A 20,674-nucleotide genomic window follows, 5' to 3' on the forward strand; every position below is an offset into this window, starting at 1 on the left:
GTCAGGCATGATTTGCAACCGATCATCGTGTAACATACCGCGTCTCCAATTTCCACGTCCTGATGCGCGTAGCGCGCAGGTTGTCAGCACAGTGAGGGTGTAACATGACAGATCGCGTCCAAGTTGGCAGTTTGCAAGTAGCCAAAGTTCTCCACGACTTCATCAACGAGCGTGCCATCCCCGGCACCGGCGTTGATGCCGCCAGCTTCTGGAGCGGTGTGGAAGCCCTGATCAAGGATCTGGCACCCAAGAACAAGGCCCTGCTGGCCAAGCGTGACGACTTCCAGGCTCAGATCGATGCATGGCACCAGGCGCGTGCAGGTCAAGCCCACAACGCCGCCGAATACAAAGCCTTCCTGCAGGAAATCGGCTACCTGTTGCCCGAACCCGCTGACTTCCAGGCCACCACCCAGAACGTTGACGAAGAAATCGCCACCATGGCCGGCCCTCAGCTGGTTGTGCCGGTCATGAACGCCCGCTTCGCCCTGAACGCTGCCAACGCCCGCTGGGGCTCGCTGTACGATGCCCTGTACGGCACCGACGCGATTTCCGAGGAAGGCGGCGCCACCAAGGGCCCCGGTTACAACGAAATCCGTGGCAACAAGGTTATCGCTTTCGCTCGCGCCTTCCTTGATCAGGCAGCCCCGCTGGCCAATGGTTCCCACGTCGACTCCACCAGCTACACCATCAAGGACGGCCAGCTGAGCGTTGCCCTGAAAGACGGCAGCACCACCGGCCTGAAAGACGCCGCCCAGTTCATCGCCTTTCAGGGCGACGCTGCGGCACCGGCTGGCGTGCTGCTCAAGCACAACGGTCTGCACTTTGAAATCCAGATCGACCCGACCAGCAACATCGGCCAGACCGACGCTGCCGGCGTAAAAGACGTGCTGATGGAGTCCGCGCTGACCACCATCATGGACTGCGAAGACTCCGTCGCAGCCGTTGATGCCGACGACAAGACCGTGGTTTACGCCAACTGGCTTGGCCTGATGAAAGGTGACCTGGCTGAGTCCGTCAACAAGGGCGGCAGCAGCTTCACCCGCACCATGAACCCGGACCGCGAATACACCAAGGCCGACGGCACCACTCTGACCCTGCACGGTCGCTCCCTGCTGTTCGTTCGCAACGTCGGCCACCTGATGACCAACGACGCGATCCTGGACCAGGACGGCAACGAAGTGCCGGAAGGCATCATGGACGCAGCGGTCACCAGCCTGATCGCCATGCACAACCTGAACGGCAACACCAGCCGCAAGAACACCCGCACCGGTTCGGTCTACATCGTTAAGCCGAAGATGCACGGTCCGGAAGAAGTGGCGTTCACCACTGAACTGTTCGGCCGCGTTGAAGACATGCTGGGCCTGCCGCGCAACACCCTGAAAGTCGGCATCATGGACGAAGAGCGTCGTACTACCGTCAACCTGAAGGCCTGCATCAAGGCCGCCAGCGAGCGCGTTGTGTTCATCAACACCGGCTTCCTTGACCGTACCGGCGACGAGATCCACACCTCCATGGAAGCCGGCGCGTTCATCCGCAAGGGCGAAATCAAGGGCGCAGTCTGGATCGGTGCCTACGAGAACAACAACGTCGACATCGGCCTGGCCACCGGCCTGAAAGGTCGTGCGCAAATCGGTAAAGGCATGTGGGCCATGCCCGACCTGATGGCTGCCATGCTGGAGCAGAAGATCGGTCACCCGATGGCCGGTGCCAACACCGCCTGGGTTCCGTCCCCGACCGCCGCCACCCTGCACGCCCTGCATTACCACAAGGTGAACGTTGCCGAGCGTCAAGACGAACTGGCCAAGCGCACTCCGGCCTCCGTTGACGACATCCTGACCATTCCGCTGGCACCGAACACCAACTGGTCTGCCGAAGAAATCCAGCAGGAACTGGACAACAACGCCCAGGGCATCCTCGGCTACGTTGTGCGCTGGATCGACCAGGGCGTCGGCTGCTCCAAGGTACCGGACATCAACGACGTTGGCCTGATGGAAGACCGCGCGACCCTGCGTATCTCCAGCCAGCACATCGCCAACTGGCTGCGCCACGGCATCTGCACCGAAGAGCAGGTCATGGAAACCATGAAGCGCATGGCTGCAGTGGTTGACCGTCAGAACGAAAGCGACCCGGCCTACAAGCCGATGGCGCCGAACTTTGACGACAGCGTTGCCTTCCAGGCCGCCGTTGAACTGTGCGTTGAAGGTACCAAGCAGCCGAACGGCTACACCGAGCCGGTCCTGCACCGCCGTCGCCGCGAGTTCAAGGCCAAGTTCGGCCTGTAAGACCCGCAGCCAGCAAAAAGCCCGGCCATCGCGCCGGGCTTTTTTGTGCCTGCCATCTTGGCCCCTGCCAGGGTAAGCGGCATGATGGTCACCACAACAATAATATCTACGCAGGAAGCGCAATGAATCGCATCGAGCCCGTTCTGGGAAACACGTCGCTAACCGCCGAACCGAGCCAGCGGGTCGTCAGCCCAGCAGCCCACCGCAGCAGTCGCAGCAAGAGCCCTGCGCAACCCAGCTTCATCGCTATGCACGGCCGACTTTCGCTGTCGTGGTACTGGCTCTACCACGCGGTGCTCAATTTGCTGTTGCCGATGCCGCTCTATGCGGCCGCATGGTATCTATTCGGCCATGAGCTGCGCTCGCTGCTACTGAGTGCTGGCTCCATCCTGTTTTTCCACTGCTGGCTGGCCCTCAGCCTGATGATTCGTCGCCTGCATGACCTCAACCGGAGCGGCTGGCTCAGCCTGATCAGCCTGACGCCCCTGGGGCCAGTGCTCGGCGTCTATCTGCTAATCTGGCCGGGACAACGCACCGAAAATCGCTTCGGTAAGGCAAGTCAGACAATGACCGCGTCACAGCGCTACCTCAGTCTGGGACTGCTGGCCGTTGCCTTTGTAGCGGTCTTGACCACATTCTGGTATCACGGAGAGCAGATCCTGAGTGCCAAAGCGGCCTTGGCCCTGGCACTGCAACAAGCACTGTGGGGCCACCCCTGACCAGATGGAGATCAACTGCATGCGCCATATCTACCGAATCACCCTGCCACTGATTGGTCTAGTGGCATGCAGCGCGGTTCAGGCTGCCACCATGCGCTGTGACCACGGCATCATTGCGACTGGCGCCATTATGGCGGAGGTGCTTGAGCAGTGTGGCGAACCTGACTCGCGCCAGCACACCCCTCGTCATATCGACCCCGATGGCTACCCGGCAGAGGGCAGCGTCACCGTTGACCACTGGATCTACGGCCCGAGCAACGGCATGGTCCGCGAGCTGCGTTTTATCGACGGGCGCCTGGTTGATATCGAAAGCACGCGACGCTGAACCAGTGAGTTCGCAATGAAATATATCTTCGAGGTAACGATCAAACCGGGCTTTCAGCCAGAGGACTATGCCGACGCCTGGGTGCGAGCCAGCACGTTGATCCAGCAGGCTCCCGGCGCACGCGGCACCGAGCTGCATCGCAGCCTGCGCGATCCGGACAAACTAATCGCGATTGCCCATTGGGACAGCAAGGCCGCGCGGGATGCGATGGAGGACACGCCCAACCCGGCCGTTGAGGAGATTATTCGCGGCGCGGCGCACTGCTGTGAGATCCGCTTTGTCGGCGAGTTCGACGAGCCTGAATGGGTTGTCATGCCGCCAGCCAAAAAGTAGCCCGACGACCTCGGGCGCTAATTTTTTCCGCTGCCCGCCACATGCTCCAGCCATTCGCTTCGCAGCGCCAGCTGCTCCTCCGACACCCCACGCGCCGCCAGCGCCTCACGCAATTGCTCACGCTCGGCTACCAACTCCAGCATCTCGCTGGTGTTGCCATCAAGGTGGTGCATCTCCTGCAGACCAAGATGGTAAAAGCGCAGCAGCAGCATGGCAGACTCATCACCGGCCTTTACTCCATCCTTAACCTGATGCATCTGATTGGTAACCCGCATCAGCGACCGCTTCAGCCGCCAGCCATAGGCTGCTGCGTCCATCCAGCTCTGCTTGAGAAACACAGTCCGCACCAGGATCGCGGTGATCGCTGCAGCCAGCAGCACGCCCACAAGGTTCAAGCCAAAGTTGCCGCCCTCACCCGCACCGCCGAACAGGCCAACCAGCAGGGCAGGGATAGCCATGCCAAACAAAGCGAAGGTCGCCACGACGATCATAGAGCTGCGCCGGGTCTGACGCCTGAACGTTTCGGGGTCACGATGTTCAATTCGGAAAAGTTCGCTCACGGACTACCACCCTGAATGTCGGCAAAGATGACAGTGTACGTGTTCCATCCGGTAGCGCGCAGCACACCACAGTGAGTCCAAGAAAGATTCTGTCGCAGATTGTTGCCCTGCGCTCAACGCGATACCATTTACCGTTCGCAGAACCCGCCGTTGCTACCAGCCTTGCGGATTCGCCCACCCCATTCCCGAGGAACCGCTACGCCGATGAATCGACGTATTCTTGTGTCCCTGCTTGCCCTCGGCCTTGCCATTTTGCAAGGCTGCGCCACCTACACCACCCCAGCCGCCGGGGTGAACATGGCAACGCTGGGTGATGACGACATTGTTGAACTGATGTCCCTTGAACCCGCAGCCCAATTTCCGGCCCGTCTGGCCGTGGTTCGCGTGCAGTCGGCAGGCTACCGCTCGCTGACCGCCGACAGCTACGGCACCGGCAGCTTCAGCGTGGTTACCACCCGGGACGTCGAAAGCGAAGACGACTTCAAGCGCATCGCGGCACTGGACGACATTGCAGCGGTTGCCCCCATTACCCGCCTGATCCTGCCGCAGGAACTGAACACCATCAGGGATCTGCGCCTCGGTGCTGCCCGCCTGAAAGCCGATCTGTTGCTGATCTACACGCTGGATACCCGCTTCAACGTCGAGAGCACGTCGCTGGGCCCGCTGTCTGCCGTGACCCTGGGCTTCCTGCCCAATAAGGAAGCCTTCGTCAGCGCCACCACCTCTGCATTACTGGTGGATGTACGTACCGGATTCATTTACGGCGCAGCCGAATCGAGTGCCCGGGAGTCACAGCGCACCAGTATGTGGAACTCCGAGGCTGCCATCGACAACGCGCGTCAGTTGGCCGAGCGCAATAGCTTCAAGCAGTTCGTAGGCGAGTTCGAGACCCTCTGGAAGGCCACGCTGGCCGAGCACGTCGCCGCCAGCGAACCGGAGCCCACCGCCCCGGCAGCGCCGGAACCAACACCAGAGCCCGCCGTCAAGCCGCCACTGCCGCCCACGCTGGACCCTCAACCCGGCACCTACACCTTCTGAGCTACGCCCCATGCAGAACCTGCCCCTGTTACTGCTAAGTGCGGCAGTCGCCTCGGGGCTACTGTATGCGGCACTGACACCCGGCAAGGGGCAGAGGCCAGCGCCGCGTCGTCTCACCCTTCCGGCGTGCCTGCTGGTGCTCGCAGCAGGGCTTACGGCGCTGGTAGTGCCACGCCTCAGCCAGGCATTGGACCACACTCTGCTCAGCCAGATAGGCCAGCATACCCCCGCACTGTTGAGCGCTCTGCTGGGAGGCTTCACACATAGCGGGTCGGCGGTATTCCTGACGTTGCTGATTAGCCTCAGCGTGACCTGGCTGCTGCTGCGCAGGGACATCTCAAACGCCCTGCTGCTGGCGCTATCCGGGCTTGGCGGCGCCCTGCTGGTGACAGTCAGCAAAGCGCTGATTGCCCGTCCCAGGCCAGCACTATGGAGTACCGTAGAACTGAGCAGCTACAGCTTCCCCAGCGGGCACACCCTCGGCACCGCAGCCTGCGCGGGCGCACTGGCTATTGTTGCGACGCGGCGCATGCCCCGGTGGCAGTCTGCCTGGTGGTCAACGGCGCTGATCTGGGTTGTCCTGATCGGCCTGTCCCGGATGACGCTTGGCGTGCACTGGCCCAGCGACGTGTTGGCAGGTGCGGTTACCGGTTTTGCCCTGCCTCTGCTGCTGAGCCAGTTGCCCGGCTGCCGACAAGCGGCATAACTCACGCACAGGCCGGCAGCAGATAGTGCAAGGCCCTGGACTGAACCGGAGTGCTCAGCCCAGGGCCCGTCCGTCAGTTGCCTGACCGGCCGGGCAGCATCCGCGTCAGGGTGTTGTCGCGCAGCAGATAGTGATGAGCGACACCTGCCGCAGCATGCAAGCCAATTAACCAGTACCCGGCGACCCCAAGCCACTCGTGAATCTCTTTCAACTGACCAGCCAACTGGCGATCAGGGGCAACCAGCGATGGCAATGTCAGCCAGCTGAATATCTGCGTCTTGTCGCCAGCACTAAGGATCAACCAGCCCAGCAACGGTAAACTGATCATCAGGCCATACAAAGCCAGATGCATGGCACTGGCGGCAGCACGCTGCCAGCTTGGCGGCTGCGGCGTGATGGCTGGGGCACGAAACAGCAGGCGCCCGATCAATCTCAACCAGACCAGCACAAACACCGCCATACCCAGCGCAAAGTGCCAGTGCTTAAGCAACTCGCGGGGGTCGCTGCCGCGGGGGAAACTGGTACGCAACTCGATGCAGGCATACACCGCCGCAATCAGCAGCAGCATGACCCAGTGCAGCGTCACATTAAGGGAGTGATAACGTTCGTTCGAGGCCTGCATGGCAATGTCTTCCTGAGCGTGGGTTGATAATGGAGAGAGCTTAAGCGCTGAGTCTTAATCCATCCTTAAGACAGTCCTTCCAACGCGCCATCGGGTAACTGCAAATTGAACCTTCCGCAGTTCCCCCCTGACTAAACCCCAAACCAGTCAGGATCTGCGCGCCGGGCCGGCAAGCTCGAGGCACGCAGCAGCGAGGTACCGCATGACCCAGAGCGCCCGACAGCCACTGCCCGCCGAAACACCTCTATTCATCGTGCTGAATGCGAGCTCAGGCAGGCATGAAGGTGGAGAGGTCCGCCAAACTATCGAGCGCGTCCTCGGCGACGCTGGTCGTCGATTCACCATCTTTGAAGCCATCAACGGCAGCGAGCTGCCTGATCAGGCACGTGCAGCGTTGGCCCAGGCCCGCCAGCAGCATGGAGCCGTTATCGCGGCAGGCGGCGACGGCACGCTCAACGCAGTCAGCAATCTGGTCCTCGGTAGCGGAGTTCCTTTCGGCATCCTGCCGCAAGGCACCTTCAACTATTTCGGCCGCAGTTACGGTATTCCGCAGGATACCGAGCACGCCTGTCGCTGCCTGCTCGACGCGGTGATCGAGCCGGTTCAGGTCGGCCTGCTCAACGGCAAGGTGTTTCTGGTCAACGCCAGTCTTGGTCTGTATCCGACGCTGCTCGAGGACCGCGAAGCCTGGAAGCAACGCTACGGCCGCAGCCGACTGGTCGCCTTATGGTCAGCGCTGGCCACCTTGTTTCGCGCCCACCGGCAGTTCAGGGTACAACTGGAAACCAGCGGCCAGTTGCGTCACCTGCGCACCCAGACCATCGTGGTCGGCAATAATGCCCTGCAGCTTGAACACCTGGGTATCGCTGAGCGCGACGCCCTGCAAAGCAAGCAACTGGTCGCCATGACGGCCAGACCGATGGGCACGCTTGCGCTGTATGGTCTGGTACTGCGTGGCCTGCTCAGCCGACTCGGCGACGCCGAACAGGTCAGCAGCTTTGCCTTCCAGCGCATGCGCGTGCGCCTGGGCAAGAGCGGCCGCAAGGTCAAGGTGGCGATGGACGGCGAAATCAGCTGGATGTACTCACCGCTGCTGTTTCAGGTTGCAGATCAATGCCTGCCACTCTTGGTGCCGCGTGACGAGAGTCTGCGGGAGCACGACGCATGACCCGCCTGCTGCATCTTTCCGACCCGCACTTTGGCACCGAGCAACCGGAGGTAATGACTGCACTGCTCGCCTTCGCGGCAGAGCAGCGCCCCGACCTGGCTGTCCTCACTGGCGACATTACCCAGCGCGCCCGGGCAGACCAATTCCGTCGCGCCCGGGCGTTTGTTGATCAGCTACCAGCACCGGTGCTGTCGGTCCCGGGCAATCACGACCTGCCGCTATTCAACCTGTTCAGCCGGCTGTTCAACCCCTACGGCAACTACCGCAGCCATATCAGCAACGACCTGGAGCCCCTTTACCAAACCAGTCGTCTACTAATCATCGGAGTTAACTCCACCCGACCCCAGCGACACAAGAACGGTGAACTGGGTGAGCGTCAGATCGAGCGCGTCAGTCGTCTCCTGCACAGCGCACGCAGCCAGCAACTGCGCATTGTCATCCAGCACCATCCGGTTGCCGCGATTGAAGCGTCGGACCAGGCCAATTTGCTAAAGGGTCACGAGCAAGTCGTTCCGCGCTGGATCGATGCAGGCATGGACCTGCTGCTGGCCGGGCACATCCATCTGCCCTACGTACGACCATTGAGCGGCAGCGGCAGCCGCCAGGGCTGGACCGCCCAAGCCGGGACCGCACTGTCATCACGCATACGCGGGGAGGTACCCAATTCGATCAACCTGATCGAACACAGCACCGACGGCCCCTTTCACAGCTGTTCAGTAGAACGCTGGGACTACGCCGAAACCAGCCGCAGTTTCCGCCTCTATAGCCATACCGAGCTGGCACTGGACCGCAGCGTCTGAAGCACTGACGCGCCCCGACCGCTCCAGTACACTGTCGCCCCCACGTTGCCCGGAGGCGAACCATGACCGACCTGACCCTGACGCGGTATCTGCTGATCGGCCTGATCTTCGTCTGGAGTGGCTTTGTCCGGTCCGGACTGGGCTTCGGTGGCGCGGTGCTTTCCTTGCCCTTTCTGCTGCTGGTGCACGACGACCCGCTGGTGTTCCTGCCGCTAATTGCCGCCCACCTGCTGCTGTTCTCATCGCTCACAGTCTTTCTCAACAACCGTGCGGCATCGCGTCCGGCTGATGGCGGGACGGTCGACTGGCGCTATCTCGGCCATATGCTGGCGGTGATGATAGTACCCAAACTTATCGGCGTCTTCGGCCTGCTGACCCTGCCGGCCAACGTCATGAGCATGATCATTTTCGTCATCGTCTCGGGCTACGCCGTCTCCTACATTCTCAACCGGCCGTTTCGCAGCAACAGCCGGCTGGTTGACACCCTGTTTCTCATGCTGGGCGGCTACATCAGCGGCACATCGCTGATCGGCGCGCCCCTGATCATTGCCGTCGCCGCACAGCATATTGCCAAGGAAAAGCTGCGCGACACGCTGTTCGTGCTCTGGTTCGTACTGGTTGCCATCAAGATGGCGGCCTTCGTCTGGGCCGGGGTGGACCTGCAACTGATTCATCATCTCTGGCTGCTACCCTGTGTTACCGTCGGACATTTGATTGGCCTGCGCTTCCACAACCGCATGCTGGCAGGTGACAGCAGCCGCTTCTTTCGTGTGCTCGGAATCACCCTGCTGAGCGTCAGCAGTATCGGCTTGCTCAAGGTGCTGCTGGACTGGTGACCCGGTAAACAACGACTATGCTTGCTTAACACTGAATGAGCAGTAATGGAGAATCACCCATGCATGGACTCACCCTGTACAGCAATCCGCAATCACGCGGCCGGATGGTGCACTGGATGCTGGAGGAGCTGCAGGTTTCCTACGAAACCATCTGGATTCGCTACGGCGACGACATGAAAAGCGACGCCTATCGCGTGATCAACCCGATGGGCAAGGTGCCGGCACTGATGCACGGCGACCTGCTGATTACCGAGTGCCCGGCCATTTGCGCCTATCTTGCCGACCGCTTTCCGCGCCATCGACTGGCACCGCCAGTCGACGACCCACGCCGCGCTGCCTACCTGCGCTGGTTCTTTTTTGCCGCGGGCCCGCTGGAGCAAGCCATTACCGCCCGCAAACTGGGTTGGGAAGTGCCTCCGGAGCGCGCGCGCATGGTTGGCTTCGGCAGCTTCGACGAAACCCTGGATACCCTGCAACAGGCGATGCTCGGTGGCCCCTGGCTGTGTGGCGACAACTTCACCGCTGCCGACCTGTACCTGTCGTCCCAGCTGGGCTGGGCGATGCAGGAAGGCATCGTGCCCGAACGCCCCGGCTTTGCCGACTATATTGCCGCCGCCTTCGAACGCCCGGCGGCAGAGCGTGCCAACGCGTTCAACGACGCGAACATCGCTGAGGCCTGAGTTCAGCGCCCGGGACGCAGGTCCTCCGGGTGCTGCCGCTGGTGCTGCCAGGCAAGCAGAAACAGCAGCATGCCCAGCGCCGCCGTGGCGGCACCGACATAACCGGTCACCGTCCAGCCCAGACCGGCGCTGATCGCCAGTCCGCCCAGCCAGGGACCAAGCGCATTGGCTACATTAAACGCCGCATGATGCGAGGCTGCAGCCAGGGTCTGGGCATCGGCGGCCACATCCATCAAGCGGGTCTGCAGGGGCGGCGACAGGGCGACCATGGTGCCGACCAAAAAGGCCGCCAGCAGCGCACTCCACAAGGTCTGCACGGCGAACGGAAAGAACAGCAGCACCAGCACACTCCAGATCAGCACCACGCCTACAGCGCCAAACTGAAGGCGCTCGAACAGCCAGCCGCCCAGCAGGTTGCCGGCCAGAGTGCCAGCACCGAACGTCGCTACCGCCACCGGCACCACCAGCGGCGACACCCGCGTGACCTCCAGCAGGGTTACCGCAAGATAACTGAACACGCAGAACATGCCGGCAAAGCCGATTGCCCCAATACCCAACGCGTACCAGACCTGAATACGCCGAAACGCCTGCAGCTCCGCCAACGGGTTGCTGCGACGCTCACTGCGATCCAGCGGCAGAAACCAGGCGATCAGGCCAATGGTCACAAGCGCAATGACAGAGACCGCAACAAAAGCGTAGCGCCAGTCCATAGACTGGCCGACCAGCGTCGCCAGCGGGTTGCCAATCAGAATGGCGATGGTCAGTCCGAGCATCACCTGGCTGACGGCAGCGGCGCGTCGATGAGGAGGTACCATGGACGCGGCGACGAGAGCAGCCACACCGAAGTAGGCACCATGAGGTAAGCCGGTTACAAAGCGCGCCAACATCAGTGAATGGTAGCCGGGTGCCAAAGCAGTCGCTGCATTACCAAGGGCAAAGAACCCCATCAACAGCAAAAGCAGGTGACGCCGATACAGGCGAGCGCCAAACACCGCCAGAACCGGCGCGCCAACCACCACACCCAGCGCATAGGCACTGATGACGTGCCCCACCTGCGGCTCACTTACGCCGAGGTCTGCGGCCATGGTCGGCATCAGCCCCATGATTACAAACTCACCGGTACCAATACCAAATCCGCCAACAGCCAACGCCAGCAGAATCAGCCAGGACAGGCGCCGGCCGGTGGAGTAAGCAGCGAGTTTGGTGAGATCAGCGGACAGTTCCGGCATGGACACTCCAGCACAGCAAGAAAAAGAGCGGGGCATTATTCACGCTTTGGACTGCGGGGTGAACCGGTATTTCGACTTTTCTGGAAATTAAGAATGATTTGTTCTTTAGTAACATCCCCGAGGCGATATCCACTGCCTGTCGCGCTATCATCCCCGCTCATGCAATTACCTGCGATGGGGCCGTAATCGGGTGATAAGCGCCTTGCTGGCTGGATATATCGGTTTGTTCTTCGCTGCACTGGGTGCCGCTACCCTGCTGCCATTGCAGTCCGAGGTGGTGCTGGTCGGCATGCTGCTGACGGAGCGCTACGACCTGACTCTGACGCTGCTGGTGGCGACCGCCGGCAATCTGCTGGGCGCCATGATCAACTGGTGGCTGGGCCGCTATATCGAACACTTCCAGCAACGGCGCTGGTTCCCGCTGACGCCCGAACGCCTGCACCGCACCCAGCAGGCCTATCACCGCTGGGGTTTCTGGTCACTGCTGCTGAGCTGGACACCGTTCATCGGCGATCCGCTAACCATCGTCGCCGGCGTCATGCGCGAACCGCTCTGGCGCTTCACCCTGATCGTGCTGATAGCCAAGGGCGGACGTTACCTGGTGTTGGCAGCAGTCACCCTCGGCTGGCTGGCAAACTAGCAATATACAGCGCTTCCACCTTGACCCTCGCCCAGGGTGTGCGACGCAGAAACTTCAGGCTGGAGTTGAGACTGGGCTCGTGCAAAAAGCAGTTGATCGGCACCCGCCGCCCCAACTCGTCCCAGCCATAGCGATCAACCAGCCACTGCAGCAGCACCTTGAGGGTGATACCGTGCAGCGGATCAGCATTACTGTGGTCCGGCGGAGCGGTGGAAGACATGCGACAAGCCTCGATAACGGGATAAACCACCATTCTACGCCAGCCCCGCGCTGACACCCCAAAAATGCTAGAATTCGCCGTTTCCAGCCACCCTGCCACTCGCGGATAGTTCAACGTGCCCCAGCCCGCCTCCGACTTTGACGTGATCGTACTCGGCGCCGGCGCCTCGGGCCTGATGTGCGCTGCCACCGGAGCCCAGCGCGGACGCCGAGTACTAGTGATCGAGCGCGCCAACCGTATCGGCAAGAAAATCCTGATGTCTGGTGGCGGGCGCTGCAATTTCACCAACTACAGCGTCGAGGCAGACAACTTCATCTCCGCCAACCCGCACTTCTGCAAGTCGGCTCTCAAGCGCTACAACCAGTGGGACTTCATCTCCATGGTCGGCCGCTACGCCATCGACTATGAAGAGCGCAAACACCAGCAGTTGTTCTGCCGTGACTCGGCCAAGCCGATTCTCGACATGCTGGAGAACGAATGCCTGCAGGCCGGCGTGGAAATTCGTACCCACTGTGAGTTGAGCACCGTTACCCGGACCGATAATGGTGGCTTCGTCCTCAGCGTCGAACAGCAGGGCCGCCCCGGCACGCTGTATTGCCAGTCGCTGGTGGTGGCAGCCGGCGGTTTGTCGATCCCGACGCTCGGCGGTAGCGGCATTGGCTATCAGTTGGCCGAGCAGTTCGGCCTCAAACTGGTTCCGCGACACGCCGGGCTGGTGCCCTTCACCTTCAGCGACCAGCTCAAGCCAATCTGCGAGCGGCTGGCCGGACTGGCATTGGATGTGGAGGTCAGCTGCAACGGCCAGCACTTCAGTGAGGCCATGCTGTTTACCCATCGGGGCCTGAGCGGCCCGGCCATGCTGCAGATATCCAACTACTGGCAGGCGGGCGACGCCCTCAGCGTCGACCTGCTCCCCGGCCTCGATGCCACCGCATGGCTGTTGGAGGAAAAACAGCAACAACCGCGCAGCCGACTGAAAACCCGCCTGGCCATCCATCTGGCCAAGTCGCTGGTAGCCGAATTGCAGGCGCTCTGGTGGCCAGCCGACGACGATACTGCGCTGGCCGAAATGCCGGATCGACAGCTGCGCGAGATCGGGGCGAAGCTCAACAGCTGGCAGCTCAAGCCCTCCGGCACAGAAGGCTACCGCACCGCCGAGGTTACCCTGGGAGGTGTCAGCACCGACGACGTCAGCTCCAAGACGATGGAAGCCAAACAGTGTCCCGGCCTGTTCTTCATCGGCGAAGTGCTAGACGTCAGCGGCCATCTCGGCGGCTTCAACTTCCAGTGGGCCTGGTCATCAGGCTACACCGCAGGCCAGTTCGCCTGAGTCGGGCAATACCTACCGAGCAACAGCAAAGACGGTTGGTTTCCGTGTCGTTGCTGCAGTGCCGTCTACACTCCAGCTGAGGAGCCTCGGCTTCGCCCCATTCCGGCGGCTGGCCAAACGGAGCAAGATGCGCCATGACTGTACGCAGCACACTACTGGCCCTGGTGCTTTTCGCCAGCATCCCGGCAACCGCTGCCACCGGGCAAATAGCCGACAGCATTTACCTGGGCGGCCCAATCCTGACCATGGATGACCAACAAGCGCGCGCCGAGGCGGTTGCCATTGCCGCGGGCAGAATCATCGGTGTCGGCTCGCGTGCCGAGATCGAACGCACCCACCGTGCGGCGCATACCACGATGCGTGACCTGCAGGGGCATGCGTTGCTGCCTGCGTTCTTCGATGCGCACAGCCACTTCAGCATGGTTGGCTTGCAGGCCATCTCCGCCAACCTCCTGCCACCGCCCGACGGTCCGGGCAGCTCGATTGCCGACTTGCAAACGGCACTGCGTGAGCACCTCGCTGCCCACCCCGAGGCACGCGAGATGAACCTGTTGATTGGCTTCAATTACGACGACTCGCAATTGCACGGGGTAAGCCCCACCTGCCGACGGGGCGTCAGCAACGCCAGCAGTATCAGTGCCGCCAGCATTACCAGCCAAAGCTGGCCTAGCAGACCGGCATGACGGCCATAAAAACTGGGCTGCGCACTGACCGAGTAGGGCAAATCAACCAGCAACTCGGCTCGCGAAAAGGCTGGCGTACCCGCCAGCGGACGCCCACTCGGCGCCGCCGCAACCGACGGGCCGTTGTTGATCAGATGAAGCATCGGTACCCGATTCTCCACCGCACGCATGATCGAGATGGCCCGGTGCTGAAAGGGCTGCGAGGTCTCACCAAACCAGTTGTCCTGGGAGACAAACAGCAGCACCTTGCCATTGACGTTTTCCCCGACCGCGTCGGCAATAAACGCAGGAAAGGCGGTCTCATAGCAGATTTTCGGCACCACCTGCATCCCGTCGATGGCAAAGCTGGTGTGCATATCCCCTGCCCCGACCGGCCGAAGGTAGTCACCCAGCACGGCGTGTGCAAGGGCACTGATGCCGGGCAGTTGCCAGAACGCCGGCAGATACTCACCAAAGGGTACGCGCTGCATCTTGCGGTATTGTCCTGCCAGCTCGCCATCGCGGCGCAGCCAGCCTACCGTGTTGTAACTGATCGGCTCGGCATGGCGATTGCGGGTTTCCACATCATGGAACAGCAGATCGGTGCCCATCGCGAGAACCTGATCGGTGTAGGCCTGACGGACACTCTGATGATCGAAGTAGCCCTTGTAACGAGCCTCAGGCCAGGCAACCCAACGCGCACCGGCTGCCGCCAGGCGGCTGGTGGCCTCCATCTCTTCGGGATACTGCCTGGAGTAGCCTTCAGGCGGAGCGGGAATACGGCGGGTAGGCGCATCGTTGGGCTGCACCAGACCAACCCGCATATGCTGCCAGTCGGCGACCTGCGCATCCCAATGCGCCAGCGCCAGCCAGCCGTAGCCGAACCAACCCAGCACCAGCACTGCACCAGCCCCGGCCAATGCTGACGCCACGCGCCCGCGCAGCCCCACCAACAACTGAAAAATCAACCCGTTGACCAGCAGGATCAGCAGATCCATCCCCTTGGCGCCAACCATATCAGCGCCCTGAATCGCGATCAGGAAGGCCACTTGCGTCTCGCTGAAACGAATATCGAAGAGCCCGGGGAACAAGGCACAGACACCCACGATAGACAGCGGAAAACTGAGTAATACCAGTTGGGGAAGACGCCGGGCCAGCCAGCGATAAACCAGGCAGCCGAGCCCGATAGCGGCACCACAATAGAGCCAGAACAACGCTGCCAGCAGAACGCTGACAGGTAGCGACAACCCCTTGAGATACACCGCGAAGTGGACCATCCAGTAGGCTGTGCCCAGATAGAACACGCTCCCCGCCAGCCACCCCAGCAGCGCCGCTCTGGCCAACGACACGCCCTGTAGCGCGAAGAGCAGCGGCAACCAGCCAAACCAGGCCGTCCAGTAAAGGCTGCCATCGACCCAGGGCAGGCACAGCAGCGCACCGGACAGCAACGCCAGCAGCAATTGCTGCCCCCGCCGACGCACTATCGGCAAACCCGCCGCACGACGATAGAGGAAACAGATATCAAGCTTGCCGGCAGAACCCATGCCCACTCCAAAGGCTGCAACGCGAACCCGTCAGGTCCCGACGATAGAAGCGCCCCACCCGGCTGCACATCACCCTTACGGGTGAACACAGACTGGCCGCGGGGGCAAAAAACTCGCTATGCTAGCCTCTGTTTTACGCGAAGGAATCGCTATGCCGCACTGGGTGACAGGCATCCTGACCTGCCTGCTGATACTGCTTAATACGCTGATAGGCATCGGCCCGATGCTGTTAATCGGCATCGTCAAGTTGCTGCCATGGCCGCCGCTACAGCGGCTCTGCTCCGCCGCCGTCATGTGGATCGCGGAAACCTGGGCAGAGGGCAACAAGGCAATCTTCGCACTGCTGACGCCCACCCACTGGGATATCCGCTGTGATGCCAACCTCAGCCAGCAACATTCCTATCTGGTCATCAGCAACCATCAGTCCTGGGTCGATATCCCGGCACTGGTCAAGGCGTTCAACCGCAAGACGCCCTACTTCAAGTTTTTCCTCAAACGCGAGCTGATCTGGGTGCCGTTTCTCGGACTCGCCTTCTGGGCGCTCGACTACCCCTTTATGAAACGCTACAGCAAGGCGCACCTGGCAAAACACCCCGAAGATCAAGGCAAGGATCTGGAGATCACCCAGCGCGCCTGCGAGAAGTTCCAGGGGCTGCCGGTTACAGTGGTCAACTATCTGGAAGGCACGCGTTTTACCCCGGCCAAGCACGCACAGCAGCAGTCCCCCTACCGCAACCTGCTGAAACCTAAATCCGGCGGCATTGCCTTTGTTCTTGCCGCACTTGGCAAACAGATGCGGACCGTTCTGGACGTCACCATAGTGTATCCCGGCGCACGCCCTCCCGGCTTCTGGGCCCTGGTCAGCGGTCAGGTCGCACACGTGATCGTCGACATCCACGAATGCGAGCTGCCCGAGGCGCTATTGCAGGGCGACTATACTGGCGACCCGCACTACCGGGAACGCTTCCAGCGCTGGGTCTCTGATCTCTGGCTGCGCAAGGATGCGCGTATCGACCAGTTGCGCGACGAGGCCAATCAGGCCTGATCTGCGCAGCCCGCGCACCAGGGCGTCGCCGGTAAGGCACGCAGGCGCGCCGGAGCTATCTCGCCACCGCAGCGCTGGCAACGCCCATAATGCCCTTCGCGCAGCCGTTGCAGCGCCGCCTCCACGTCACGCAGTCCAGCTTCTGCTTCCAGCCTGAGCGCCCGCATCACATCGTCGTTTTCACGCTCCTGCGCCTGCTCTGCAGAGTCCGCTGAATGGCTGCTGCGCAGATCACGTTCCAGCGCATCCAGACGCTGTGCATACTCGTCGTACAGGGTCCGTAAATTCACTGCGGCGGTCTGGTTGTCCACGATAGTTTGCCCCCATCAGATTACTTGCGTTTAAATCGACGCACCTGCGACCATTCATGCCATCGCTGATAGCGCTTCGTCGAGTGACTGCACCGGCAAGTCCAGTGACGCCCCGACTTCACGGTTGCATAGCGCGCCCCGGCTGACATTCAGTCCGTTGGCCAAATGCGGATCAGCCCGCAAGGCCGCGGCCACTCCTTGGTTCGCCAGCGCCAGCACAAAAGGCAAGGTGGCGTTGTTCAGCGCCTGGGTCGCGGTACGGGCGACGGCCCCCGGCATGTTGGCAACACAGTAGTGCACCACCCCATCGACAATATAGGTTGGATCGTCGTGGGTCGTTGCATGTGAGGTCTCGGCGCACCCTCCCTGATCGATGGCAACATCCACCAGCACGCTACCCGACGGCATTCGGCTGACCATCTCGGCACTGATCAGGCGGGGTGCGGAGGCCCCCGGCACCAGCACGGCTCCCACCACCAGGTCCGCCTGCAACAGTACGTCCTCTACGGCACTGTTAGTCGCATACAGGGTTTGAATCCGATTACCATACTGAGCGTCAAGCCGACGTAGCACGTCGGCACTCTTGTCGAGCACCTGAACTTGCGCCCCCAGTCCGACGGCCATCGCCAGCGCATTGCTGCCGACCACACCACCGCCAAGGATGACCACCCGTCCTTGCGGCACTCCAGGCACCCCACCCAGCAGAACGCCGCGTCCGCCATGGGCCTTTTCCAGGCAGCTGGCACCAGCCTGAATCGCCATCCGCCCAGCGACCTCCGACATCGGCGCCAGCAACGGCAAGCGCCCAGCCGCATCCGTTACGGTTTCATAGGCAATGCAGGTGGCCCCGGATGCAAGCAAATCATGGGTTTGCGCGGGGTCCGGAGCCAGATGCAGATAGGTAAACAGGGTCTGCCCCGGTCGCAGGCGCAGACGTTCCTCGGCCTGCGGCTCCTTAACCTTGATAACAAGGTCACTGTCGCTGAATACCTGGTCACAAGCGACCAACTCAGCACCGGCCTGTCGATAGAGTTCATCGTGGTAACCGATCGCCTCACCGGCCCCTGCCTCGACCAGCAGCGCATGCCCGTGCCCGACCAGCTCCTGCACCGAGGCAGGTGTCAGCCCTACCCGATACTCATGGTTTTTTATCTCGCGGGGAACGCCGATTCGCATGACGTGCTACCTCCTCTAATCCGCTCAGTGACTTACTGATCAGTGTAGAAGAGCCGCCATGATTGACAAATAATTTGAACGAATCGTTCTTTATTCAGAACGCTCTTCCGGCGCTGTACTGGCCGCACTCAGCGCGTAGCGTTGCCCCGCCGCGACCACCTGGTTTCGGCCGCTGCCCTTGGCCTCGTACATTCTCCGGTCGGCGGTCTTGAGCAGTTCGCTCAGGCTGTCGCCATCTTCCCCAAGAGAAGCCACGCCGGCACTGAACGTCACCCTCAGGGTGTCATAGCCGGCGGCAACCGGGGTATCAGCCAGTCGCTGGCGCAACCCGTCTGATAGATCCGCCGCCTGCTCAAGCGAGGCTCCTGGCAACAGCAGGGCAAATTCCTCGCCACCGAGCCGGCAGGCCAGATCCGAGTCCCGCAGCCGATCCTGAAACAGTGCTGCCGCGCGCTGCAGCACGCTGTCGCCCACCTCGTGGCCATAGCGGTCATTGACCTGCTTGAAGTTATCCAGGTCCAGCACGACCAGCGACAGCGGCAGGTTATTGCGCTCTGCCTGGTTGCGCATGCTCTTGAAGGTCTCCGCTAGGCGCATGCGATTGGCCAGCCCGGTCAAACTGTCAGTGCCGGCCAGCTCAATCAGGCGACGCTCGTTGTCATCCCGGCTGCTTTCATAAATGTGCGAGAAGATCATCACCGCCAGGCTACTGAAGCCGATATTGGCCATGACAACCATATTGAGCAGGCTCGCCTCGGTGACATACCGCACATTGAACGCCACGACACCGAGACTGATGAAGATCAACGACATCCAGAAACCACCGCGCTTGCCGAGCAGCAGATAGGAGATGATCGGGATGGTCTGAATCCAGGTGAATACCGTGAACGAGCTTTGCGGCAGAACCAGAGCGATCTCCATGATGCAGAAAAACGGCACCAGAAAAGCGGTGGTCCAGGCTCCAAGATGGGGAGTCGTGTTGACGAACCGCAGCAGACAGGCGGCAAAGCCAGCATAGATCAGCTCTAGCACCGCCAACAGATAAACGTCGCGCTGTATGTTAATGATGGCAAAAACAACGCCGGCGATGGTGGTAATCCACAGCAAAGCCCTCAGCACCGTCCGCCGGTGCTGTACATTCCGTTCAAGCCTGTCAGCCACGGTATCCCTCCACCAGCAAGCCGGGCAGAACGGCGAGCGTGTCGTGTTGATTCATCCGTTTATCCGCCGTTAAATCAGCCATGAGTCGCAAAATACCCGAATTTCCCCGGAAAAACGCTTGGCATATTCCCCGAGTCCCTTCTCAACTGTTCAATAAGTTGTCATGCTTGGCAGATAGGTTATTTGATGGCCATCTGCTGTTATCGGCCATCTCGCCCTCAACTGAACTCCTGCCGGACAGATTAGCAACAAGGATAATGCCGTGAGTGCCATCCCCTTGCTTGTATGCGACGACTCGAACATGGCTCGGAAGCAGCTAATCCGAGCCCTGCCGGCAAACTGGCCATTCCGAATCAGCCAGGCTTGCAACGGAGTCGAAGGCCTGGAGTCTATTCGCCAGGGCAATGGTCAGGTGGTGCTGCTCGACCTGACCATGCCGGAACTGGACGGCTTTGGCGTGCTGGCCGCGCTGCGCGAAGAAGGCCTTACGCCAGAGGTCATTGTCGTTTCCGGCGACGTTCAGGATGAAGCCGTGCGTCGCGCCAAGGCGCTCGGTGCCCGCGCCTTCATCAAGAAACCGGCAGACCCGATACAACTGGCCGAAGCGCTCAACACCCTCGGTGTCGACGTGCCGATGGAACCGCTGCACGCAGCCGAAGAAGATGTTTACCGTTCCCTGCCAAACGTCTCGTTCCGCGATGCGTTCCGGGAAGTGTCCAACGTTGCCATGGGGCGCGCGGCCGAACTGCTTGGTCGGGTACTTGGCGTCTTTATCCAACTGCCGATTCCCAACGTCAATATTCTTGAAGTGGGGGAGCTGCACATGGCACTGGCCGATGCCCAGCGCGACGCACGCCTGTCCGCCATCTGCCAGGGTTACATTGGCGGAGGTATCGCCGGCGAAGCTCTGCTGATCTTCCACGACTCGGAAATCGACGACGTTGCCAAGCTGCTGAATACCCAGCGCGACGAAGGCGCTCAACTGGAGATGCTGCTTGATCTGGCGAGCATTATCATTGGCGCCTGCCTAAACGGCCTGTCCGAACAACTGAACATTACTCTCTCGCAAGGCCATCCGCTGGTGCTCGGTCAGCACTGCCCGATCGAAGACCTGATTCGCATCAACCAGCGCCGCTGGAAGCGTACACTGGCAGTGGAGATCAGCTACGGTCTGGAAAATCTCGATATTCATTTCGACCTGCTACTGCTGTTTACCGAGGATTCGGTACCCAAGCTACGGGAGCGGCTCGACTACATGATCGATTGATCAAGGGCGCAGGCACAGCA

23 protein-coding genes are annotated in these 20,674 nt (G+C 61.2%); 15 read left to right on the forward strand and 8 right to left on the reverse strand.

Going from position 1 to position 20,674, the window contains the following annotated elements; translation table 11 throughout:
- Positions 1-104: 104 nt before the first annotated feature.
- From ACKPCU_RS18545 to ACKPCU_RS18560, 4 genes are all read left to right on the forward strand, one after another.
- Entirely contained in the window at positions 105-2,282 is a 2,178-nt protein-coding gene (locus ACKPCU_RS18545) for a malate synthase G (protein WP_321348972.1), read from the forward strand.
- Between the two features lie 122 nt (positions 2,283-2,404).
- The gene (locus tag ACKPCU_RS18550; protein WP_321348974.1) at positions 2,405-3,001 is read left to right on the forward strand and encodes a DUF805 domain-containing protein; all 597 of its coding nucleotides are present in this window, start codon (positions 2,405-2,407) and stop codon (positions 2,999-3,001) included.
- Positions 3,002-3,020: 19 nt separating this feature from the next.
- Positions 3,021-3,326 (forward strand): DUF2845 domain-containing protein, encoded by a 306-nt coding sequence (locus tag ACKPCU_RS18555; protein WP_321348976.1) that lies wholly within the window; start codon positions 3,021-3,023, stop codon positions 3,324-3,326.
- A gap of 15 nt (positions 3,327-3,341) precedes the next feature.
- Entirely contained in the window at positions 3,342-3,659 is a 318-nt protein-coding gene (locus tag ACKPCU_RS18560) for an antibiotic biosynthesis monooxygenase family protein (RefSeq protein ID WP_104738765.1), read from the forward strand.
- Positions 3,660-3,676: 17 nt separating this feature from the next.
- On the opposite strand, the gene ACKPCU_RS18565 is transcribed toward ACKPCU_RS18560, so the two are convergent.
- Positions 3,677-4,150, reverse strand: coding sequence for a DUF3087 family protein (locus ACKPCU_RS18565; RefSeq protein WP_229744444.1), 474 nt, complete (start codon positions 4,148-4,150; stop codon positions 3,677-3,679).
- A gap of 273 nt (positions 4,151-4,423) precedes the next feature.
- Between ACKPCU_RS18565 and ACKPCU_RS18570 the strand changes: the two genes are divergently transcribed.
- Complete coding sequence (locus tag ACKPCU_RS18570) at positions 4,424-5,257, forward strand: hypothetical protein (protein ID WP_321348979.1); 834 nt, start codon at positions 4,424-4,426, stop codon at positions 5,255-5,257.
- A 10-nt stretch (positions 5,258-5,267) separates the two neighbouring features.
- A complete protein-coding gene (locus ACKPCU_RS18575; protein ID WP_321348981.1) occupies positions 5,268-5,963 on the forward strand; it encodes a phosphatase PAP2 family protein in 696 nt (231 codons plus the stop codon).
- A 73-nt stretch (positions 5,964-6,036) separates the two neighbouring features.
- Here the strand turns inward: ACKPCU_RS18575 and ACKPCU_RS18580 are convergent, their stop codons facing one another.
- Positions 6,037-6,585, reverse strand: coding sequence for a cytochrome b (locus tag ACKPCU_RS18580; RefSeq protein ID WP_321348983.1), 549 nt, complete (start codon positions 6,583-6,585; stop codon positions 6,037-6,039).
- 202 nt (positions 6,586-6,787) lie between these two features.
- On the opposite strand from ACKPCU_RS18580, the gene ACKPCU_RS18585 reads away from it, so the two are divergent.
- The 4 genes from ACKPCU_RS18585 to ACKPCU_RS18600 all read left to right on the forward strand — a co-directional run bounded on the left by ACKPCU_RS18585 (position 6,788) and on the right by ACKPCU_RS18600 (position 10,069).
- Positions 6,788-7,753 (forward strand): diacylglycerol/lipid kinase family protein, encoded by a 966-nt coding sequence (locus ACKPCU_RS18585; protein WP_104738760.1) that lies wholly within the window; start codon positions 6,788-6,790, stop codon positions 7,751-7,753.
- Positions 7,750-8,553 carry a metallophosphoesterase family protein gene (locus tag ACKPCU_RS18590; protein ID WP_321348988.1) on the forward strand — a complete coding sequence of 268 codons (804 nt, stop codon included), beginning with the start codon at positions 7,750-7,752 and terminating at the stop codon, positions 8,551-8,553. The genes ACKPCU_RS18585 and ACKPCU_RS18590 overlap by 4 nt, the downstream gene beginning before the upstream one ends.
- A 62-nt stretch (positions 8,554-8,615) precedes the next feature.
- Positions 8,616-9,389: a sulfite exporter TauE/SafE family protein gene (locus ACKPCU_RS18595; protein WP_321348990.1), complete on the forward strand. Its 774-nt coding sequence runs from the start codon at positions 8,616-8,618 to the stop codon at positions 9,387-9,389.
- Positions 9,390-9,448: 59 nt separating this feature from the next.
- Positions 9,449-10,069, forward strand: coding sequence for a glutathione S-transferase family protein (locus ACKPCU_RS18600; RefSeq protein ID WP_321348992.1), 621 nt, complete (start codon positions 9,449-9,451; stop codon positions 10,067-10,069).
- Positions 10,070-10,071: 2 nt separating this feature from the next.
- Here the strand turns inward: ACKPCU_RS18600 and ACKPCU_RS18605 are convergent, their stop codons facing one another.
- Complete coding sequence (locus ACKPCU_RS18605; protein ID WP_321348994.1) at positions 10,072-11,298, reverse strand: MFS transporter; 1,227 nt, start codon at positions 11,296-11,298, stop codon at positions 10,072-10,074.
- Positions 11,299-11,500: 202 nt separating this feature from the next.
- Between ACKPCU_RS18605 and ACKPCU_RS18610 the strand changes: the two genes are divergently transcribed.
- A complete protein-coding gene (locus ACKPCU_RS18610; RefSeq protein ID WP_321348996.1) occupies positions 11,501-11,938 on the forward strand; it encodes a YqaA family protein in 438 nt (145 codons plus the stop codon).
- Here the strand turns inward: ACKPCU_RS18610 and ACKPCU_RS18615 are convergent.
- Positions 11,913-12,158, reverse strand: a complete 246-nt coding sequence (locus ACKPCU_RS18615) for a VF530 family protein (RefSeq protein ID WP_321348999.1) — start codon at positions 12,156-12,158, stop codon at positions 11,913-11,915. The two genes, ACKPCU_RS18610 and ACKPCU_RS18615, sit on opposite strands and share 26 nt — an antisense overlap.
- A gap of 115 nt (positions 12,159-12,273) precedes the next feature.
- Here ACKPCU_RS18615 and ACKPCU_RS18620 point away from each other — a divergent pair, with 115 nt between their 5' ends.
- Together ACKPCU_RS18620 and ACKPCU_RS18625 are read left to right on the forward strand one after the other, a co-directional pair.
- Positions 12,274-13,488: a BaiN/RdsA family NAD(P)/FAD-dependent oxidoreductase gene (locus ACKPCU_RS18620; protein WP_321349002.1), complete on the forward strand. Its 1,215-nt coding sequence runs from the start codon at positions 12,274-12,276 to the stop codon at positions 13,486-13,488.
- A gap of 134 nt (positions 13,489-13,622) precedes the next feature.
- Positions 13,623-14,171: an amidohydrolase family protein gene (locus tag ACKPCU_RS18625; RefSeq protein ID WP_321349004.1), complete on the forward strand. Its 549-nt coding sequence runs from the start codon at positions 13,623-13,625 to the stop codon at positions 14,169-14,171.
- Here the strand turns inward: ACKPCU_RS18625 and lnt are convergent.
- A complete protein-coding gene (gene lnt, locus ACKPCU_RS18630; RefSeq protein WP_321349006.1) occupies positions 14,054-15,694 on the reverse strand; it encodes an apolipoprotein N-acyltransferase in 1,641 nt (546 codons plus the stop codon). The genes ACKPCU_RS18625 and lnt overlap by 118 nt on opposite strands.
- A gap of 151 nt (positions 15,695-15,845) precedes the next feature.
- Here lnt and ACKPCU_RS18635 point away from each other — a divergent pair, with 151 nt between their 5' ends.
- Complete coding sequence (locus tag ACKPCU_RS18635; protein WP_104738751.1) at positions 15,846-16,739, forward strand: acyltransferase; 894 nt, start codon at positions 15,846-15,848, stop codon at positions 16,737-16,739.
- Here ACKPCU_RS18635 and ACKPCU_RS18640 read toward each other — a convergent pair.
- From ACKPCU_RS18640 to ACKPCU_RS18650, 3 genes are all read right to left on the reverse strand, one after another.
- Positions 16,730-17,050 (reverse strand): TraR/DksA family transcriptional regulator, encoded by a 321-nt coding sequence (locus ACKPCU_RS18640; RefSeq protein WP_104738750.1) that lies wholly within the window; start codon positions 17,048-17,050, stop codon positions 16,730-16,732. The genes ACKPCU_RS18635 and ACKPCU_RS18640 overlap by 10 nt on opposite strands.
- A 54-nt stretch (positions 17,051-17,104) precedes the next feature.
- A complete protein-coding gene (gene ald / locus ACKPCU_RS18645; protein WP_104738749.1) occupies positions 17,105-18,226 on the reverse strand; it encodes an alanine dehydrogenase in 1,122 nt (373 codons plus the stop codon).
- A 90-nt stretch (positions 18,227-18,316) separates the two neighbouring features.
- Complete coding sequence (locus ACKPCU_RS18650) at positions 18,317-19,387, reverse strand: GGDEF domain-containing protein (protein ID WP_321349008.1); 1,071 nt, start codon at positions 19,385-19,387, stop codon at positions 18,317-18,319.
- A gap of 262 nt (positions 19,388-19,649) precedes the next feature.
- Between ACKPCU_RS18650 and ACKPCU_RS18655 the strand changes: the two genes are divergently transcribed.
- The gene (locus ACKPCU_RS18655; protein ID WP_321349009.1) at positions 19,650-20,654 is read left to right on the forward strand and encodes a response regulator; all 1,005 of its coding nucleotides are present in this window, start codon (positions 19,650-19,652) and stop codon (positions 20,652-20,654) included.
- Positions 20,655-20,674: the final 20 nt, after the last annotated feature.

It is taken from the genome of Halopseudomonas oceani, from assembly GCF_963677335.1.
Taxonomy (GTDB): domain Bacteria; phylum Pseudomonadota; class Gammaproteobacteria; order Pseudomonadales; family Pseudomonadaceae; genus Halopseudomonas; species Halopseudomonas oceani.

What these genes read in the sequence shown, in the direction of transcription:
- ACKPCU_RS18625 (WP_321349004.1), top strand. Translation starts at nt 13,623, where the DNA reads ATGACTGTACGCAGCACACTACTGGCCCTGGTGCTTTTCGCCAGCATC.
- ACKPCU_RS18600 (WP_321348992.1), top strand. Translation starts at nt 9,449, where the DNA reads ATGCATGGACTCACCCTGTACAGCAATCCGCAATCACGCGGCCGGATG.
- ald (WP_104738749.1), bottom strand. Translation starts at nt 18,226, where the DNA reads ATGCGAATCGGCGTTCCCCGCGAGATAAAAAACCATGAGTATCGGGTA.
- ACKPCU_RS18570 (WP_321348979.1), top strand. Translation starts at nt 4,424, where the DNA reads ATGAATCGACGTATTCTTGTGTCCCTGCTTGCCCTCGGCCTTGCCATT.
- lnt (WP_321349006.1), bottom strand. Translation starts at nt 15,694, where the DNA reads ATGGGTTCTGCCGGCAAGCTTGATATCTGTTTCCTCTATCGTCGTGCG.
- ACKPCU_RS18555 (WP_321348976.1), top strand. Translation starts at nt 3,021, where the DNA reads ATGCGCCATATCTACCGAATCACCCTGCCACTGATTGGTCTAGTGGCA.
- ACKPCU_RS18635 (WP_104738751.1), top strand. Translation starts at nt 15,846, where the DNA reads ATGCCGCACTGGGTGACAGGCATCCTGACCTGCCTGCTGATACTGCTT.
- ACKPCU_RS18560 (WP_104738765.1), top strand. Translation starts at nt 3,342, where the DNA reads ATGAAATATATCTTCGAGGTAACGATCAAACCGGGCTTTCAGCCAGAG.
- ACKPCU_RS18590 (WP_321348988.1), top strand. Translation starts at nt 7,750, where the DNA reads ATGACCCGCCTGCTGCATCTTTCCGACCCGCACTTTGGCACCGAGCAA.
- ACKPCU_RS18575 (WP_321348981.1), top strand. Translation starts at nt 5,268, where the DNA reads ATGCAGAACCTGCCCCTGTTACTGCTAAGTGCGGCAGTCGCCTCGGGG.
- ACKPCU_RS18615 (WP_321348999.1), bottom strand. Translation starts at nt 12,158, where the DNA reads ATGTCTTCCACCGCTCCGCCGGACCACAGTAATGCTGATCCGCTGCAC.
- ACKPCU_RS18545 (WP_321348972.1), top strand. Translation starts at nt 105, where the DNA reads ATGACAGATCGCGTCCAAGTTGGCAGTTTGCAAGTAGCCAAAGTTCTC.
- ACKPCU_RS18565 (WP_229744444.1), bottom strand. Translation starts at nt 4,150, where the DNA reads ATGATCGTCGTGGCGACCTTCGCTTTGTTTGGCATGGCTATCCCTGCC.
- ACKPCU_RS18595 (WP_321348990.1), top strand. Translation starts at nt 8,616, where the DNA reads ATGACCGACCTGACCCTGACGCGGTATCTGCTGATCGGCCTGATCTTC.
- ACKPCU_RS18580 (WP_321348983.1), bottom strand. Translation starts at nt 6,585, where the DNA reads ATGCAGGCCTCGAACGAACGTTATCACTCCCTTAATGTGACGCTGCAC.
- ACKPCU_RS18585 (WP_104738760.1), top strand. Translation starts at nt 6,788, where the DNA reads ATGACCCAGAGCGCCCGACAGCCACTGCCCGCCGAAACACCTCTATTC.
- ACKPCU_RS18550 (WP_321348974.1), top strand. Translation starts at nt 2,405, where the DNA reads ATGAATCGCATCGAGCCCGTTCTGGGAAACACGTCGCTAACCGCCGAA.
- ACKPCU_RS18605 (WP_321348994.1), bottom strand. Translation starts at nt 11,298, where the DNA reads ATGCCGGAACTGTCCGCTGATCTCACCAAACTCGCTGCTTACTCCACC.